This window comes from Rhizobium sp. 10N414 (assembly GCF_056394785.1).
On the sequence record NZ_JBFTIN010000008.1, the window covers coordinates 128,042 to 143,393 of the forward strand.

A 15,352-nucleotide genomic window follows, 5' to 3' on the forward strand; every position below is an offset into this window, starting at 1 on the left:
GCAGACGATCGAACTTTACATACATGCCACAAGGATGAGGTGGAGCGAAAATAGCGAGTAAGGCTCACCGCCGCAAGGGGGCTGCTTAAAATCAAGCAAATTTAACCGAACCCGCTTTTTCTCAGAACGGCTTGACCACGACCAGAATGACAATCGCGATCATCAGAACCGTCGGCGCCTCGTTCATGAAGCGCCAGTAACGCGCTGAATGGCGGTTCTCATCGCGCTCGAACGCTCTTGCTGCCCGCGAGAAAAAAACATGGACGGCAGTCAAAAGCACAACCAGGCCGATCTTCGCGTGCAGCCAACCACCCTGGAAACCATAAACGGACCAAGCGAGATAGAGGCCAAAGATCCAGGTCAGCATCATCGCCGGGTTCATGATCACCCGGAGCAGGCGACGCTCCATCACCTTGAATGTCTCCGACTGCGTCGAGCCCGGTTCCGCATCGGTATGGTAGATGAAGAGGCGCGGCATGTAGAACAGTCCGGCCATCCACGAGATCACCGCGATAATGTGAAGAGCCTTTATCCAGAGATAGAGATTGTCCGGGTTCCAGAGGAATAGTCCCAGGCCAAGAAGCACGAAAAACAGGATCGCAAAGTGGGCACGGCGACGCGCATAGGTGCCCGGCCTCTCATCCGTCTGCTTTGCCATGTGCTAGCGTCTCCAACCGCGGACCTGCTCGACGAGCAGCGCCACGTTTCGAGGGTCGGCCTGTGGCGTGATCCCGTGGCCGAGATTGAATATCAGCGGACCATCGCCGAGGTTGTCGAGAATATCATTGATCCCCTCCGACAGCGCCGCACCGCCGGCAACCACACGCATCGGATCAAGATTGCCTTGCACGGCTCCGTCCTTCTGCAGCTCCGCGGCAAAATCCAAAGGCACCGACCAGTCGAGCCCGATCGCATCAGCCTTCGTCTTCTGCCGATAATCTCTCAGCAGGAACCCAGCGCCTTTGGCAAAGGCAATCACTCGAGCGTTCGGACGCCGCGCCCTGATAGACGCGATCATCCGTGCAACAGGCTTCACGGCGAAAGCCTCGAATTCCCGCTCGCCGAGAACACCGGCCCAGGAATCGAAAATCTGCACGGCATCGGCACCCGCATCGATCTGCGCGACCAAATAATCGGCCGACACCTCAGCCAGGACTGCGAGCAAGCGTTCGAAGGCCTTCGGATACTTGTAGGCAAATAGCCGCGCTGGAGCCTGGTCAGGCGTTCCATGGCCAGCGATCATATAAGTCGCAACCGTCCACGGTGCGCCGCAGAAGCCGAGCAGGGTGGTCTCGGAAGGAAGTTCGCGTCGCAGGCGCTCCACCGTTTCCAGAACCGGCTTCAGGTAGGCGATGACATGCTCTGTCTCGATCCCGTCGATGCCAGCTTCGTCGATCGGATCCATTTCCGGTCCATGCCCTTCCGTGAAGCGAACGTTGCGCTTCATCGCATCCGGGATCACAAGGATATCCGAGAAGAGGATGGCTGCATCAAAGCCATAACGGCGGATAGGTTGGAGCGTTACCTCGACTGCGTGATCAGGCGTATAACAGAGGTCGAGGAAACTCCCGGCTTTCGCGCGCGTTTCTCTGTACTCGGGGAGATATCGTCCCGCCTGTCTCATCAGCCAGATTGGAGGAGGACTGAGCGTTTCGCCGTCCAAGACTCTCATGATTTTCCGACCGCTTTCACCCACGCGCTTCTTCCCTATAAAAATACAAAGATCTTTTAAAAGGTTTCTATTTCTTAGAGTCTGTTTCTATCAAGGATTAAAATCTGTCCACGACCAGAGCGTTTTGTCGCGCCATCGCCGATTCCAATGGACAGAATAACAGCTTATCAAGCCGATATCGTGGATAACTAAGAAAACGCAAATGATTCCAATCAAATAAAAGGCAGCCTTTTGGCGTTGAACTGTGGAAAAGCCTTGGAAAGGCGCGGAACTTTCAGGAGCTGTCCACAGAACCAACAAAGCGCGTTTAGCAGCTCCCACGAAATTCCATTTGTGGAAAAGGCGGCATGTTTTCCCTTGCCTTACCCGTGCCGCGTCTCTTAGCTCTCCGTTGTCCAGTCTTTTCAACAGGCCCCGGAAAATAGCGTGGAGAACCGCACGAACTTCTTCCATCTGCATCTGATTTCTGACTCGACCGGCGAAACGTTGATTTCGGCCGGGCGCGCCGCGTCGGCACAATTCAAATCCGCTCAGCCGATCGAACACGTCTATCCGCTGGTCCGAAATCGCAAGCAGCTTCTGCAGGTTTTACAGACGATTGATAGTCAGCCTGGGATCGTTCTATATACGATCGTTGACCGTGAACTCGCGACGTTGGTCGATCAGCGCTGTGCGGAGATGGGTGTCGCTTCCGTGAACGTGCTCGAGCCCGTCATGGACGCCTTTCAGATCTATCTTGGCGCACCGTCGCGCCGGCGTGTCGGTGCCCAGCATGTGATGAATGCCGGCTATTTCGCTCGCATCGAAGCGCTCAATTTCACGATGGATCACGACGACGGCCAGATGCCCGATGATTACAATGACGCCGACGTCGTGATTCTCGGCATCAGTCGGACGTCGAAAACGCCGACGAGCATCTACCTCGCCAATCGTGGTATCAAGACCGCCAACATCCCCGTCGTCTATGGCGTGCCGCTCCCGGAAAGCCTGTTCGCGACCACCAAACMCTTGATCGTCTGTCTGATCGCTACCACCGATCGCATCTCTCAGGTCCGGGAGAACCGTATCCTCGGAGCGACCCCCGGTTTTGATCGCGGGCAATACACGGACCGAGCCGCCATATCGGAGGAGTTGAAATACGCACGGTCGCTCTGCGCCCGGCACAATTGGCCACTCATCGACGTGACGCGCCGCTCCATCGAAGAGACCGCGGCGGCGATTGTTGCTCTCCGTCCGAAGCTGCGTTAAGCGCTGCCGCACCAAACCTGTTCGAGGCTCCATGACACCGAAGCTTATCCTCGCATCCTCCAGCCCGTTCCGTCGCATGCTGATGCAAAATGCCGGCCTCACCTTCGAGGCTCATGCGGCTCATATTGACGAGCGGTCGGTCGAAGCGCCGCTCGAACGAGAAGGCGCAACACCGGATGCCGTGGCCCTCGTTCTCGCCAAGGCGAAGGCGAAAGAAGTCAGTGATCGGTATCCGGCCTGTCTGGTGATCGGCTCGGACCAAACGATGTCTCTTGGCCCGCAGACCTTTCATAAGCCCAGGGATATGGCTGATGCGGAGAACCACCTTCGCATACTGTCGGGCCAGATGCACCGGTTGAACAGTGCGATCGCGATTGCCTACGACGGCGACATCGTCTGGGAGCATGTTTCACACGCTGAGCTGACGATGCGTCCGCTGGATGCGGACTTTATCCAGCGGCATTTAAAGCGCGTCGGAGAGAAGGCACTCACGAGCGTCGGCGCTTACCAACTCGAGGGGGAGGGGCTTCAATTGTTTTCGCGGATCGACGGGGACTATTTTACAATCCTGGGATTACCGATGCTACCTCTGTTGGAAAAGTTGAGAGAATTGGGTGCGATTGATGGATGATTCACGTGAAACATTCGGGCCGCGGGCTTTCGTCACGGGGTTTCCTGTCAAACACTCCCGGTCGCCTCTGATCCATGGCTATTGGCTCAAGACACTTGGACTGCCGGGATCGTATCGCGCCCATGAAGTCGCGCCAGCCGATTTTCCAGCCTTTATCGCATCGCTGAAGAGCGGCGAGGCTAGCTTCGTAGGCGGCAACGTCACGATCCCGCACAAGGAGATGGCGTTCAAACTCGCTGACGATCCGGACGCGCTTTCTGAAGAACTTGGTGCATCCAACACGCTTTGGATGGAGGGGGGCCGGCTCAAAGCGACGAACACGGATGGAGGCGGCTTCACCGCAAATCTGGACGAGCGTCATCCTGGCTGGGACAAGGCGCACTCGGCCGTGGTCCTCGGTGCCGGCGGTGCGAGCCGCGCCATCATTCAGGCGCTGCGCGATCGGGGCATCAAGGAAATTCATCTGGTCAACAGGACGGTCGGACGCGCTCAGGAATTGGCGGATAGGTTTGGCTCGAGCGTAAAAGCGCATTCGATGGCAGCCTTGGCGGAAGTCATGCACGGCGCCGGCCTTTTCGTGAACACGACTTCGCTTGGCATGGACGGCGAGGATGCGCCGGAGATCGATTTTTCGCCGCTGCTCTCCGATGCCGTCGTAACGGATATCGTCTACGTCCCCCTGAAGACTCCTTTCCTTGTCCAAGCCGAACGGCAAGGATTTGCCGTTGTCGATGGTCTCGGCATGCTGTTGCATCAGGCCGTTCCAGGTTTTGAGAAATGGTTCGGGCATCGCCCGAAGGTTGATGACAAGCTGCGCGCGCTGATTATCGAGGATATGGACAAGCACTGATGTTGCGGATCGGACTGACCGGCTCGATTGGAATGGGCAAATCAACAATGGGAAAGCTCTTCGCAGAAGCGGGGGTGCCTGTGAATGATTCGGATGCCGTCGTCCATGATCTCTATGCGGGGGAGGCGGCGCCCCTTGTCGATGCTGCCTTTCCCGGAACCATGAAAGAGGGTGCCGTCGATCGGCAGGAACTGGCCCGCCAGCTGGCTGGAAGTGCCGACGGGTTCAAGCGCCTTGAAGCAATCGTCCACCCGCTCGTGAGGAAACGCGAAGCAGAATTCACTGAACGCGAGCGGCAGCGCGGCTCGCCCATGGTGCTGCTCGATATCCCGCTGTTGTTCGAAACAGGAGCCGAGAGTAGGGTCGATGTGATCGTGGTCGTTAGCTGTGATCCACAGATACAGCGCGAACGCGTACTTGCGCGGCCAGGCATGACAGTGGAAAAATTCGATATGATTCTTGCGCGCCAGACGCCGGATGCGGAAAAGCGCGCAAGAGCCGATTATGTGATCGATACCGGGCACAGCATCGAAACGGCCAGAAAACGGGTCGCCGAGATCGTCTCGGATCTAAAGCGGCGGCTCGCCAGCGGGGACTTCCTGAATGCGTGAAATCATTTTCGATACGGAAACCACGGGCCTCGATAACCGTGTGGACCGCATTATCGAGATCGGCGGCATCGAGCTTTTCAATCATTTTCCGACTGGGAATACGATTCACATCTACATCAATCCGGGCGACCAGAAAGTGCACCCGGACGCGCTTGCCGTGCACGGCATCACAGACGAGTTTCTGAAGGACAAGCCTTCGTTCGCAGATGTTGCGCAGCAAATTATCGATTTCTTTGGTGACGCGAAGTGGATCGCGCATAACGCCACGTTCGATATGGGCTTTATAAACGCCGAGCTCGCAAGGCTCGATTTGCCGTCGATCCTGCCCGACCGGGTGCTCGACACACTGTCGATGGCGCGCCGCAAGCATCCGATGGGACCCAACTCCCTCGATGCACTTTGCCGCCGCTATGGCATCGATAATACGCATCGAACGAAGCACGGCGCGCTTCTCGACTCCGAACTGCTGGCCGATGTCTACATCGAGATGATCGGTGGTCGTCAGGCCGCCCTTGGCCTCGGCACCGTCGCGAGTAATTCGGCAGGTCAGGAAAGCTTGGTGGAGGAGATTATTATCGGGACGCTTGTGCGTCCGCGGCCCCTTGCGCCACGTCTCAGCGAAGCAGAGCAGCAAGCCCATGACGCGCTGATTGCCAAACTCGGCGCGAAGGGCGTCTGGGGAAAATACGATCTCGCAAACTAAAAATGCCCGGGGCGACCCGGGCATTTCATTTTGTTGCAGCGTGCTATGCGCGAACTGTTAGTTCGTGGTTGCCTGTACCTTGGCACGGGCCTGCTCTTCGGCAACCCGCTGCGCAAACATCTGAGAGAAATCGATCGGATCGATCATCAGGGGCGGGAAGCCGCCATTGCGCGTGACGTCGGCAATGATCTGACGTGCGAACGGGAACAGCATGCGCGGGCACTCAATGAAGAGAACCGGCAGCATGTGCTCCTGCGGGAACCCGGCAATCCGGAAGACGCCGCCATAGACGAGTTCGGTATGGAATACCGTTTTGTCGCCATCCTTGGCTTCGGCGTTCAGAGACAGAACGACATCGAAATCCGTATCGGAGAGCGGATTGGCGTTGACGTTGACATTGATATTGATGGCCGGAGCCTTGTCACGCGCCTGCAGCGAACGCGGAGCACCCGGATTTTCGAAAGAGAGATCCTTGGTGTACTGCGCAAGGATGGTAAGGCTCGGGCTCGTTGCACCGTTATTGCTGTTTTCGTCGGCCATTGGCTTTTCCTCGAGGGCATTGGATGGTGCCGCTCTATCATTTCGGGCATGGTGTTACAACCCTGGGCCAGTCGGCCGGCTGGGCTGGTCATTCCTTGCCGATATGCTTCCCTGACCAGGGAGAGTTGTCGTTGGGTTCGCGTCGATAATCCTCGTCGTCGAGGTCGACGATCTTGGAGTCCTTGGGGCGGTTCGACGTGTCGAAGCCGCTTGTTGAACCGACGACGACGAAACGGCGGCTGACATATTGCCAGGCCAGATCGCGCACAGCCGGAATGAAGATCAACAAAGCCACGATGTCGGTGATGAAGCCGGGGATCATCAGCAACAGGGAAGCGATCACGAACATCGCCGGTCGAAGCAGCTCGCGCCCCGGCACCATGCCGTTTCGCCCCTCGGCGGACATACGGCGGAGAATCCCGATGCCCTGGCGCCTGAGCAGGGCCATGCCGACCATGAAGCTCAATATGACAAGCGCCAGCGTCGGCCAAAGTCCGATCGCCTTTCCGACAAGCACGAAACCGGCAATCTCGGCGAGCGGAAGCAGCAACAGAAAACCAGGCAGGATCTTCAAGGGCATCGTTTTATTCCGGCTGAGCCGGACTCCGTTGGAGGGTCGCGTTGTCGACCCTATTTGAATCATCTGTATAGGCGGACTATATGGGAGTACAAATCAGGGATGTTAACAGCGGCAGCGGCGGGATATGGGTTCAAACGACTTCATCACATTGTTTTTTCTTGTGGCGGCGGTGCTGATTTTTTTGCAGCTGCGCAGCGTTCTCGGTCGCCGTACGGGCAATGAGAAGCCGCCACGCGATCTTTATACGCCGCGCGATGCCGTCGGACCGGATTCTCCTGATGCCGGTAAAGTGGTGACCCTGCCACGCCGTGACGCAGCGACTGAGGAAGACGATCGCTTTGCGGCAATCGATGCTTTCGCGCCAGCCGGCACCTCACTCAATGAATCGCTGCGCGAAATCAACAAGGCAGACGCTTCCTTCAATCCGAAGGAATTCGTCAATGGCGCCCGCATGGCCTATGAGATGATCGTGATGGCGTTTGCGGACGGCGATCGTAAGACGCTGAAGAACCTGCTTTCGCGTGAAGTCTATGACGGCTTCGACGCAGCCATCACCGAGCGCGAATCCAAAGGCGACAAGGTGAAATCGACCTTCGTCGGCATCGACAAGGCGGAAATCGCCAGCACCGAGATTAAGGGCACGGAGGTGCAGATTACCGTTCGTATCGTCAGCCAGTTGATTTCGGCCACTTACGACAAGGCTGATAAGCTCATCGATGGCGACGCGGAGAACGTTGCCGAGGTCAATGATCTCTGGACGTTTGCGCGCGATACCCGCTCCCGCGATCCCAACTGGAAACTCGTGGCCACCGAATCGGAACATGAGTGAAGACACTCCGGGCTTTGCCCTTCAAGCAATAAGCTTTGACGATCTGCAAGGCTGGAAGGATGATGATCCTTCCAGCCTTTTTGAAGCGATGGAAGCATGCCGGCGGCAGGTCATTGACATCAAGCCGTATCGGACGGGCTCGCTCGGCCTGACGGCTCAGGACCTTCTACCGTTGCTTGAAGCAGCGCGCAGCGAGAATATCTCGTCGGCAGCCGATGCCCGAACCTTCTTCCAATCCCACTGTCGACCCTTCAGAATTCGTCGCATCGACGGCAATCCGGGCTTCGTCACCGCTTTCTACGAGCCTGAGATTATGGTCTCGGCCGTGCCGGATGATGAGTATCGCTTTCCCTTCTATCGCCGCCCCGAAGACCTGATCGACCTTGATGAGGGTAATCGCCCTGTGGGTCTGCCGGACAGCTACGCTTTCGGCCGGCTGACCTCCGATGGCATCGAAGCCTATCCGGACCGGCGGGCAATCGATGAAGGCTTCCTGGCGGGCAGGGGATTGGAGATTGCCTGGGCAAAGTCGAAGGTCGACGTCTTCTTCGTCCATGTTCAAGGTGCGGCGCGCTTGCGGTATCCTGATGGCAGGGTTGGACGCATCACCTATGCGGCAAAGGCGGGACATCCTTTCTCGGCGATCGGCAAGCTACTCATCGAGCGCGGGGAAATCGAACGATCCGAGATTTCGATGCAGACTATTCGGCGCTGGCTCGGCGACCATCCGCAGCAGGTGGATGAGGTCCTGTGGCACAATCGCTCCTACATTTTCTTCCGCGAAGTCCCGAGCGCAGATCTGAACGCCGGGCCCGTGGCCGCAGCAAAAGTGCCGCTGATTGCCGGCCGTTCGCTCGCTGTCGATCGGCTCATCCATACTTTTGGCTTCCCGTTTTTCATTCGGTCCGAGAATCTTGTCCATCTCGATGGCGACAAGCCGTTCGCGCGAGTGATGCTGGCTCTCGACACGGGCTCTGCCATCGTCGGTCCGGCGAGGGGTGATATTTTCACCGGGTCAGGGGATGATGCAGGAGAGCTCGCTGGAACAGTGCGCCACGACGCCGACTTCGTCATTCTGCTTCCGAATGCCGCCGCCGCGAGGTTCGCCTGATGGCTCGAGACCGGAAGCTCAACACGGATGAAAGGATACTCTGGGGCAAGGTGGCACGGAGCACGCGTCCAATGCCCGGCAAGAAGGATCAGCTAGCCGAGCTCGATGCTTTTCTGACAGAGGTGGAGGTTGAACAGCAAACGGCCGCCGCCGCGAAGCGACCTTCCGAAACTGATGCCGGGCCCACGGTCCCGGTTGTTTCCAAAACACGCTCGGGTATCCATCACCCGCTCGAAAGGCCGGTCAAGCGTAAGATCGCCAAGGGCCGCGTGCCATTGGAAGCCCGTATCGACCTGCATGGGCTGGTCCAGAGCGAAGCGCATATATTGCTGCTCGAGTTCCTGATGCGAGCCCATGAACGAGGGATGAGGCATGTGCTTGTGATCACCGGCAAGGGCAGTTCGCTCGGCAGCGAAGGTGCCCTGAAACGCGCCGTCCCGATGTGGTTTTCGAAGCCGGAGTTTCGGTATTTCATCTCGTCCTATGAAACAGCAGCCCACCATCACGGAGGCGAAGGCGCCCTGTATATCCGGCTGTCGCGCCGGCATGGAGAGAGATCGTGACGCCGTTCGGTGAGGCCGTCCGCAAGCTGCGAGAGCGCAAGGGTGTCTCGCAGAAACAGATGGCGGCAGCCCTCAATGTGTCCCCGGCCTATCTGTCGGCCCTCGAACATGGAAGGCGCGGCTTGCCGACCTTCGATCTGCTCCAGCGGATCGCCGGCTACTTCAACATCATCTGGGATGAGGCCGAAGAACTCTTCCTTTTGGCCCGTTCTTCGGACCCCCGCGTCGTCGTCGATACATCGGGTTTATCGGCCGAACATACCGCTTTTGCGAACCTCCTGGCGGGTCGTATTCGCGATCTCGACCAAACGACGCTTGGCCAACTGACAAGCATTCTTAAAAACGGCGGAAAAGCGGACGGAAAACGGTCATAATCCCCTGATTTATGGCCAGTTTAAGCGCGCTGGCATTGGGAACTTGGATCAAAAACCCTATATTCTGGCATGTATAAGGCAGGTGATTCGCAAGTCTCACTTCAGCCCCGACAACAGGGAAATTCTCGAAAAGTATGACCGATATACCCACGACGGAAAACGGCGTTAGTACCGAATATGGCGCAGACTCGATCAAGGTTCTGAAGGGCCTTGATGCAGTGCGCAAGCGCCCGGGTATGTATATCGGTGACACCGATGATGGCTCGGGTCTTCATCACATGGTTTATGAAGTCGTCGACAACGCGATCGATGAAGCGCTCGCAGGCCACGCCGATATCGTGACCGTGACGCTCAATCCCGATGGGTCGGTCACCGTTACCGACAACGGCCGCGGCATCCCGACGGACATTCATACCGGCGAAGGCGTGTCGGCAGCCGAGGTCATCATGACCCAGCTGCACGCCGGCGGTAAGTTCGACCAGAACTCCTACAAGGTTTCCGGTGGTCTGCACGGCGTTGGTGTTTCTGTCGTTAACGCGCTCTCCGTCTGGCTGAGGCTGAAGATCCGCCGTCAAGGCAAGATTCATGAAATGAGTTTCACGCATGGCGTAGCCGATGCGCCGTTGAAGGTGATTGGCGACGCTGGTGATGAAACCGGCACCGAAGTCAGCTTCATGCCGAGCACTGAAACCTTCACGATGACCGAATTCGACTACGCCACGTTGGAGCATCGCCTGCGTGAGCTCGCCTTCCTGAATTCGGGCGTTCGCATCCTTCTGAGCGACAAGCGTCATTCGGACATCAAGCAGGAAGAGATGCTCTACGACGGTGGCCTGGAGGCCTTCGTCTCCTATCTCGACCGCGCCAAGAAGCCGCTTGTCGACAAGCCGGTGGCGATCCGCGGCGAAAAGGACGGGATTACCGTCGAAGTCGCAATGTGGTGGAATGACAGCTACCACGAGAACGTCCTCTGCTTCACCAACAACATTCCGCAACGTGACGGTGGCACGCATATGGCCGGCTTCCGCGCCGCGCTGACCCGCCAGATCACCTCCTACGCCGATACCTCGGGTATCACGAAGAAGGAAAAGGTGACGCTGACCGGTGACGATTGCCGCGAAGGCCTGACCGCCGTTCTTTCCGTCAAGGTGCCGGATCCGAAGTTTTCGTCGCAGACCAAAGACAAGCTGGTTTCCTCGGAAGTTCGCCCCGTTGTCGAGAACCTAGTCAGCGAAGCGCTGAGCACGTGGCTGGAAGAGCATCCGACGGAAGCTAAGGTTCTGGTCGGCAAGGTGGTCGAAGCCGCCGCGGCGCGCGAAGCGGCCCGTAAGGCGCGTGAGTTGACGCGTCGTAAGGGCGCTCTCGACATTGCCTCTCTGCCCGGCAAGCTCGCCGATTGCTCGGAGCGCGATCCGGCCAAATCCGAAGTCTTTCTTGTCGAGGGCGATTCGGCGGGTGGATCGGCCAAGCAGGGGCGTTCGCGCGAGAACCAGGCGATCCTGCCGCTGCGTGGCAAGATCCTCAACGTCGAGCGTGCTCGCTTCGACAAGATGCTGTCCAGCCAGGAAATCGGTACACTGATTACCGCGCTCGGCACAGGCATCGGCAAGGACGAGTTCAATGCCGAAAAGCTGCGCTACCACAAGATCATCATCATGACGGACGCTGATGTCGACGGCGCCCACATTCGTACGCTGCTGTTGACCTTCTTCTTCCGCCAGATGCCGGAACTGATCGAGCGTGGCCATCTCTACATCGCCCAGCCGCCGCTTTATAAGGTCTCGCGCGGCAAATCGATCCAGTACGTGAAGAACGAGAAGGCCCTTGAGGACTACCTAGTCGGCCAGGGTCTCGAAGATGCTGCCTTAAAGCTCGGCAGCGGCGAAGTGAGGACCGGCCAGGATCTTGGCGAGGTGATTAGCGATGCGTTGCGCCTCCGCGCGCTCCTTGACAATCTGCACTCGCGCTACAATCGCGCTGCCGTCGAACAGGCAGCAATTGCTGGTGCTCTCAATGCTGAAGCCGTTAGCGACCGCTCGAGAGCTGAACAGCTCGCCGGTGAAGTCGCCAGACGTCTTGACCTGATTGCCGAAGAGACAGAGCGCGGTTGGGAAGGGGGCCTCACGAGCGAAGGCGGCATCAAACTTGAGCGTATGGTGCGCGGCGTGAAGGAAGTTGTCGTTCTCGACATGGCGTTGATCGGCTCGCAGGACGCGCGGCTTCTCGATCAGCTGTCGGCTCGCTTGAAGGACATCTATCAGGTGCCTCCGTCACTCTCCCGACGCGACGGTGATGTCGAGATTTCCGGACCACGGGCACTGCTGGACGCGATTTTTGCGAGCGGCCGCAAGGGTCTGACGATGCAGCGTTACAAAGGCCTCGGTGAGATGAATGCCGAGCAGCTCTGGGAAACCACGCTCGATCCGAACGTTCGTTCGCTGCTGCAGGTGAAGGTTGCCGATGCAACGGACGCTGACGGCTTGTTCGCACGCCTGATGGGTGACGAAGTCGAACCTCGCAGAGAGTTCATCCAGGACAACGCGCTGAACGTAGCAAACCTCGATATCTAGCGAGCGGAGCTCGTTTCCGCCTAGAGTCCGCATAAAAAAGCCCCGCGCATCGACGCGGGGCTTTTGCGTGAGAACTAGTCTAGTTGGCGATAAACTTGCCGCGGAAGGCGACCTCTGAAAGAGGCTTGCGCTGGCTCGGAACTTCCCGCTCCTGGTTCCGCTCCGAAAGGACGCTCTTATCGGCAAGACGTCCCAACGCGACGCCCGCCTCCACCCGGTAACCCTCGGGAATAGCAAAAGTTTGCTGGATCTCTTCGTGCTTAATGCCGCCCATCCCGTGAGCGTAGAAACCCGAAAGCCGGGCCTGAAGCGCGAGATAACCCCAAGCAGTGCCAGCGTCGAACGAGTGTGTGTAGCTTTTCCTACCTTCGGAGAAGTCGCCGCTGAAGCCTCTTGAGACGACGTAGATCAGCGCCGAGGCGTTCTTTGCCCACTCTTGATTTGACTCGACGAGGAGACCAACGAACTTGTCCCAGTCCTCAGAACCTTTGAGCGCATAGATGAAGCGCCACGGCTGCTGGTTTGCGGACGACGGTGCCCAATGCGCGGCATCCAGTATCGTCAGAAGCTCCGATTCATCGATCACTTCGCCGGTAAAGGCACGCGGTGACCAGCGCTCGAGAAACAAGGGGTCGATCGAATATTGGGATTCACGGCTATTGCTCTTTGTCATGGCTCTTCCAAGTGCTGTTCAGGCATTCCAGGTGATGTGGAGTTCTTCGCGGAAAGCAAATCGCTTTAGGTGGTCGGCAACGACATTCTCGTATCGCTCTATCTGGGCCGGGTCAGCGGCCGACAATCTCATATGAAGCGCCGCGTGATCGGCTGAAAACGTGACTTCGGCGGTATCACTGAAGGGTACACGCCCGCTTTCCGCCGTGAATTCCACGGTAAACTTGTGGCTCCAGTGTTTGCAGAGCTGTTGGAGATACTTGCTGGCGTGTTCGGTGGCGACAGTCGAGGTCGAAACAGGCATATCAAGCTCCTTCCTGCCTTCCTTAGGCCCCATCCGATGCGTTTGGCAAGCAACTCCGCCATCTCCGGTGGTGCACAGTCTGTTTCAACAATAGTGGCCTCCCACGCGCGTAAAGGCACGCTAAGTTCCGCCAATATCAGCATGAGAGGAAAAACGCCTTGCTCGTAAATGGAAAGTGGACGGAAGATTGGCAGCCGGTTCAGGCGAAGGACGAGAAGGGCGGCTTTGTCCGTCAGATCTCCAGCTTCCGCAATTGGGTTACCCCTGACGGCGCGGCGGGCCCGACGGGAGAGGGCGGCTTCAAGGCCGAGGCGGGACGCTATCATCTCTACGTGGCCTGTATCTGCCCCTGGGCATCGCGGACGCTGATCGGCCGAAAGCTGAAGGGGCTGGAATCGGCCATCTCGGTTTCAGTCGTCGAGCCGGTATTGACGAAGCAGGGCTGGCGGTTCGGCGACTATCCGGGCGCCACGCGGGATCACATTTACGGCGCAACGTATATGCACGAGATCTATACGAGTGCGGCACGCGACTTTACCGGCCGCGCAACCGTGCCCGTGCTTTGGGACAAGCAGTTGCAGACGATCGTCAACAACGAGTCGGCTGATATCCTGCGGATGATGAACGAAGGTTTCGGCGATCTTGCTCGCAATCCGATCGACCTATATCCGGCAGCGCGTCGCACCGAGATCGACGCTTTCAACGAACGGATCTATCCGAGCCTCAACAATGGCGTCTACCGCGCGGGCTTTGCCACGACGCAGCTTGCCTACGAGGAAGCGTTTGCCGGTGTATTCAAGTGCCTCGACTGGGTGGAAACAGAGCTTGGCGATCGGCCCTTCCTGTTTGCAGACCATCCGACTGAAAGTGACATTCGTCTTTTCGTAACGCTCGTGCGCTTCGATATCGCCTATCACGGCCTGTTCAAATGCAATTTGCGCCGTCTCTCGGATTACAAGAATCTTCGCCGCTTCTGCCGGCGAATGCTCGATTGGCCGGGTGTCGTCGAGACCGTCAACTTCGACCATATAAAGCGCGGCTATTACTCGATTGAAAGCCTCAACCCCGCAGGCATCGTGCCTGCGGGTCCTGATCTAGGCGAAATTTTCTGAAGCAGCGTACCGCTTCGGCAAAAAGCCATAATGACACCGGTGAATATCTCGTTCATAGGTGATCAAAACGTGGATGCTGCTTAGGAGGAAATATTATGAAGCTCATGCGTGTTGGAGAGGTTGGTCGCGAGAAACCGGCCATGCTCGATTCCGATGGCAAGATCCGCGATCTGTCGGCGCACGTCTCGGACATCGGCGGCGAAGCGATTTCGCCCGAGGGCCTGTCGAAACTCAAGGCTCTTGACGCGAAGAGCCTGCCGGAACTCGCCTCGGGTCGCATTGGCGCCTGCGTTGCCGGCACCGGAAAGTTCATCTGCATCGGCCTCAATTTCTCTGACCACGCTGCTGAAACCGGCGCGACTGTTCCGCCGGAGCCCGTGATCTTCATGAAGGCAACATCGGCCATCGTCGGGCCGAACGACAATGTCCTGATCCCGCGTGGCTCCGAAAAGACCGATTGGGAAGTCGAACTCGGCGTCGTCATCGGCAAGACGGCAAAGTACGTCAGCGAGGCCGAAGCGCTTGATTATGTTGCCGGCTACTGTGTCTCCCACGACGTTTCGGAGCGCGCCTTCCAGACGGAACGTGCAGGCCAGTGGACCAAGGGCAAGTCCTGCGACACATTCGGTCCGATCGGACCCTGGCTCGTCACCAAGGACGAGATTGCCGACCCGCAAAATCTTGGCATGTGGCTGAAGGTCAACGGCGAAACCATGCAGAACGGCTCGTCGAAAACCATGGTCTATGGTGTCGCTCATGTGGTGTCTTACCTCAGCCAGTTCATGTCGCTGCATCCGGGCGATGTGATCTCGACCGGCACGCCTCCGGGCGTCGGCATGGGCATGAAGCCGCCGCGCTTCCTCAAGGCTGGCGACGTCGTGGAGCTCGGCATTGAAGGCTTGGGTACGCAGAAGCAGACCTTCCTGGCTGATCGATAACGTCCGTTCTGCGATCATTAAGCATTCGAGCGCACCATCATGCC

General features: G+C 58.0%; 18 protein-coding genes. 12 read left to right on the forward strand and 6 right to left on the reverse strand.

Annotation, left to right across the window (positions count from 1 at the left end):
• Window positions 1-121: 121 nt before the first annotated feature.
• Window positions 122-658 carry a protoporphyrinogen oxidase HemJ gene (hemJ, locus tag AC1DE4_RS10490; RefSeq protein WP_025657940.1) on the reverse strand — a complete coding sequence of 179 codons (537 nt, stop codon included), beginning with the start codon at window positions 656-658 and terminating at the stop codon, window positions 122-124.
• 3 nt (window positions 659-661) lie between these two features.
• Window positions 662-1,672, reverse strand: a complete 1,011-nt coding sequence (gene hemE, locus AC1DE4_RS10495) for a uroporphyrinogen decarboxylase (protein ID WP_477881286.1) — start codon at window positions 1,670-1,672, stop codon at window positions 662-664.
• A gap of 426 nt (window positions 1,673-2,098) precedes the next feature.
• Here hemE and AC1DE4_RS10500 point away from each other — a divergent pair, with 426 nt between their 5' ends.
• The 5 genes from AC1DE4_RS10500 to dnaQ are packed head-to-tail and all read left to right on the forward strand — an operon-like array spanning window position 2,099 to window position 5,715.
• Window positions 2,099-2,920 (forward strand): pyruvate, water dikinase regulatory protein, encoded by an 822-nt coding sequence (locus AC1DE4_RS10500; RefSeq protein WP_477881288.1) that lies wholly within the window; start codon window positions 2,099-2,101, stop codon window positions 2,918-2,920.
• Between the two features lie 31 nt (window positions 2,921-2,951).
• A complete protein-coding gene (locus AC1DE4_RS10505; protein WP_025657937.1) occupies window positions 2,952-3,551 on the forward strand; it encodes a Maf-like protein in 600 nt (199 codons plus the stop codon).
• Window positions 3,544-4,401, forward strand: a complete 858-nt coding sequence (locus tag AC1DE4_RS10510) for a shikimate dehydrogenase (protein ID WP_025657936.1) — start codon at window positions 3,544-3,546, stop codon at window positions 4,399-4,401. The genes AC1DE4_RS10505 and AC1DE4_RS10510 overlap by 8 nt, the downstream gene beginning before the upstream one ends.
• Window positions 4,401-5,012, forward strand: a complete 612-nt coding sequence (gene coaE, locus AC1DE4_RS10515) for a dephospho-CoA kinase (RefSeq protein ID WP_025657935.1) — start codon at window positions 4,401-4,403, stop codon at window positions 5,010-5,012. Before AC1DE4_RS10510 ends, coaE begins: the two co-directional genes overlap by 1 nt.
• A complete protein-coding gene (dnaQ, locus tag AC1DE4_RS10520; protein ID WP_025657934.1) occupies window positions 5,005-5,715 on the forward strand; it encodes a DNA polymerase III subunit epsilon in 711 nt (236 codons plus the stop codon). The genes coaE and dnaQ overlap by 8 nt, the downstream gene beginning before the upstream one ends.
• A 57-nt stretch (window positions 5,716-5,772) precedes the next feature.
• Here dnaQ and secB read toward each other — a convergent pair whose 3' ends face one another.
• Entirely contained in the window at window positions 5,773-6,255 is a 483-nt protein-coding gene (gene secB / locus AC1DE4_RS10525) for a protein-export chaperone SecB (RefSeq protein WP_016556856.1), read from the reverse strand.
• An 88-nt stretch (window positions 6,256-6,343) separates the two neighbouring features.
• Window positions 6,344-6,835 (reverse strand): FxsA family protein, encoded by a 492-nt coding sequence (locus tag AC1DE4_RS10530; RefSeq protein ID WP_062373746.1) that lies wholly within the window; start codon window positions 6,833-6,835, stop codon window positions 6,344-6,346.
• Between the two features lie 124 nt (window positions 6,836-6,959).
• Between AC1DE4_RS10530 and AC1DE4_RS10535 the strand changes: the two genes are divergently transcribed.
• The 5 genes from AC1DE4_RS10535 to gyrB all read left to right on the forward strand — a co-directional run bounded on the left by AC1DE4_RS10535 (window position 6,960) and on the right by gyrB (window position 12,282).
• On the forward strand, window positions 6,960-7,664 hold the full coding sequence (locus AC1DE4_RS10535) for a Tim44/TimA family putative adaptor protein (protein WP_025657932.1): 705 nt from the start codon (window positions 6,960-6,962) through the stop codon (window positions 7,662-7,664).
• Window positions 7,657-8,775, forward strand: a complete 1,119-nt coding sequence (gene mltA / locus AC1DE4_RS10540; protein WP_062373743.1) for a murein transglycosylase A — start codon at window positions 7,657-7,659, stop codon at window positions 8,773-8,775. Before AC1DE4_RS10535 ends, mltA begins: the two co-directional genes overlap by 8 nt.
• Window positions 8,775-9,338, forward strand: a complete 564-nt coding sequence (locus tag AC1DE4_RS10545; RefSeq protein WP_025657930.1) for a Smr/MutS family protein — start codon at window positions 8,775-8,777, stop codon at window positions 9,336-9,338. Before mltA ends, AC1DE4_RS10545 begins: the two co-directional genes overlap by 1 nt.
• Window positions 9,335-9,712, forward strand: coding sequence for a helix-turn-helix domain-containing protein (locus tag AC1DE4_RS10550; protein ID WP_018858960.1), 378 nt, complete (start codon window positions 9,335-9,337; stop codon window positions 9,710-9,712). The genes AC1DE4_RS10545 and AC1DE4_RS10550 overlap by 4 nt, the downstream gene beginning before the upstream one ends.
• A gap of 134 nt (window positions 9,713-9,846) precedes the next feature.
• Complete coding sequence (gyrB, locus tag AC1DE4_RS10555; RefSeq protein ID WP_025657929.1) at window positions 9,847-12,282, forward strand: DNA topoisomerase (ATP-hydrolyzing) subunit B; 2,436 nt, start codon at window positions 9,847-9,849, stop codon at window positions 12,280-12,282.
• 79 nt (window positions 12,283-12,361) lie between these two features.
• Here the strand turns inward: gyrB and AC1DE4_RS10560 are convergent, their stop codons facing one another.
• A complete protein-coding gene (locus AC1DE4_RS10560) occupies window positions 12,362-12,955 on the reverse strand; it encodes a nitroreductase family protein (protein ID WP_062373739.1) in 594 nt (197 codons plus the stop codon).
• Window positions 12,956-12,973: 18 nt separating this feature from the next.
• Complete coding sequence (locus AC1DE4_RS10565) at window positions 12,974-13,258, reverse strand: DUF2218 domain-containing protein (RefSeq protein ID WP_025657927.1); 285 nt, start codon at window positions 13,256-13,258, stop codon at window positions 12,974-12,976.
• Window positions 13,259-13,416: 158 nt separating this feature from the next.
• Here AC1DE4_RS10565 and AC1DE4_RS10570 point away from each other — a divergent pair, with 158 nt between their 5' ends.
• Window positions 13,417-14,370, forward strand: a complete 954-nt coding sequence (locus AC1DE4_RS10570) for a glutathione S-transferase family protein (protein ID WP_477881294.1) — start codon at window positions 13,417-13,419, stop codon at window positions 14,368-14,370.
• A 95-nt stretch (window positions 14,371-14,465) separates the two neighbouring features.
• The gene (locus AC1DE4_RS10575) at window positions 14,466-15,308 is read left to right on the forward strand and encodes a fumarylacetoacetate hydrolase family protein (RefSeq protein WP_025657925.1); all 843 of its coding nucleotides are present in this window, start codon (window positions 14,466-14,468) and stop codon (window positions 15,306-15,308) included.
• Window positions 15,309-15,352: the final 44 nt, after the last annotated feature.

What these genes read in the sequence shown, in the direction of transcription:
- hemJ (WP_025657940.1), bottom strand. Translation starts at nt 658, where the DNA reads ATGGCAAAGCAGACGGATGAGAGGCCGGGCACCTATGCGCGTCGCCGT.
- hemE (WP_477881286.1), bottom strand. Translation starts at nt 1,672, where the DNA reads ATGAGAGTCTTGGACGGCGAAACGCTCAGTCCTCCTCCAATCTGGCTG.
- AC1DE4_RS10505 (WP_025657937.1), top strand. Translation starts at nt 2,952, where the DNA reads ATGACACCGAAGCTTATCCTCGCATCCTCCAGCCCGTTCCGTCGCATG.
- AC1DE4_RS10510 (WP_025657936.1), top strand. Translation starts at nt 3,544, where the DNA reads ATGGATGATTCACGTGAAACATTCGGGCCGCGGGCTTTCGTCACGGGG.
- coaE (WP_025657935.1), top strand. Translation starts at nt 4,401, where the DNA reads ATGTTGCGGATCGGACTGACCGGCTCGATTGGAATGGGCAAATCAACA.
- dnaQ (WP_025657934.1), top strand. Translation starts at nt 5,005, where the DNA reads ATGCGTGAAATCATTTTCGATACGGAAACCACGGGCCTCGATAACCGT.
- secB (WP_016556856.1), bottom strand. Translation starts at nt 6,255, where the DNA reads ATGGCCGACGAAAACAGCAATAACGGTGCAACGAGCCCGAGCCTTACC.
- AC1DE4_RS10530 (WP_062373746.1), bottom strand. Translation starts at nt 6,835, where the DNA reads ATGCCCTTGAAGATCCTGCCTGGTTTTCTGTTGCTGCTTCCGCTCGCC.
- AC1DE4_RS10535 (WP_025657932.1), top strand. Translation starts at nt 6,960, where the DNA reads ATGGGTTCAAACGACTTCATCACATTGTTTTTTCTTGTGGCGGCGGTG.
- mltA (WP_062373743.1), top strand. Translation starts at nt 7,657, where the DNA reads ATGAGTGAAGACACTCCGGGCTTTGCCCTTCAAGCAATAAGCTTTGAC.
- AC1DE4_RS10545 (WP_025657930.1), top strand. Translation starts at nt 8,775, where the DNA reads ATGGCTCGAGACCGGAAGCTCAACACGGATGAAAGGATACTCTGGGGC.
- gyrB (WP_025657929.1), top strand. Translation starts at nt 9,847, where the DNA reads ATGACCGATATACCCACGACGGAAAACGGCGTTAGTACCGAATATGGC.
- AC1DE4_RS10560 (WP_062373739.1), bottom strand. Translation starts at nt 12,955, where the DNA reads ATGACAAAGAGCAATAGCCGTGAATCCCAATATTCGATCGACCCCTTG.
- AC1DE4_RS10565 (WP_025657927.1), bottom strand. Translation starts at nt 13,258, where the DNA reads ATGCCTGTTTCGACCTCGACTGTCGCCACCGAACACGCCAGCAAGTAT.
- AC1DE4_RS10575 (WP_025657925.1), top strand. Translation starts at nt 14,466, where the DNA reads ATGAAGCTCATGCGTGTTGGAGAGGTTGGTCGCGAGAAACCGGCCATG.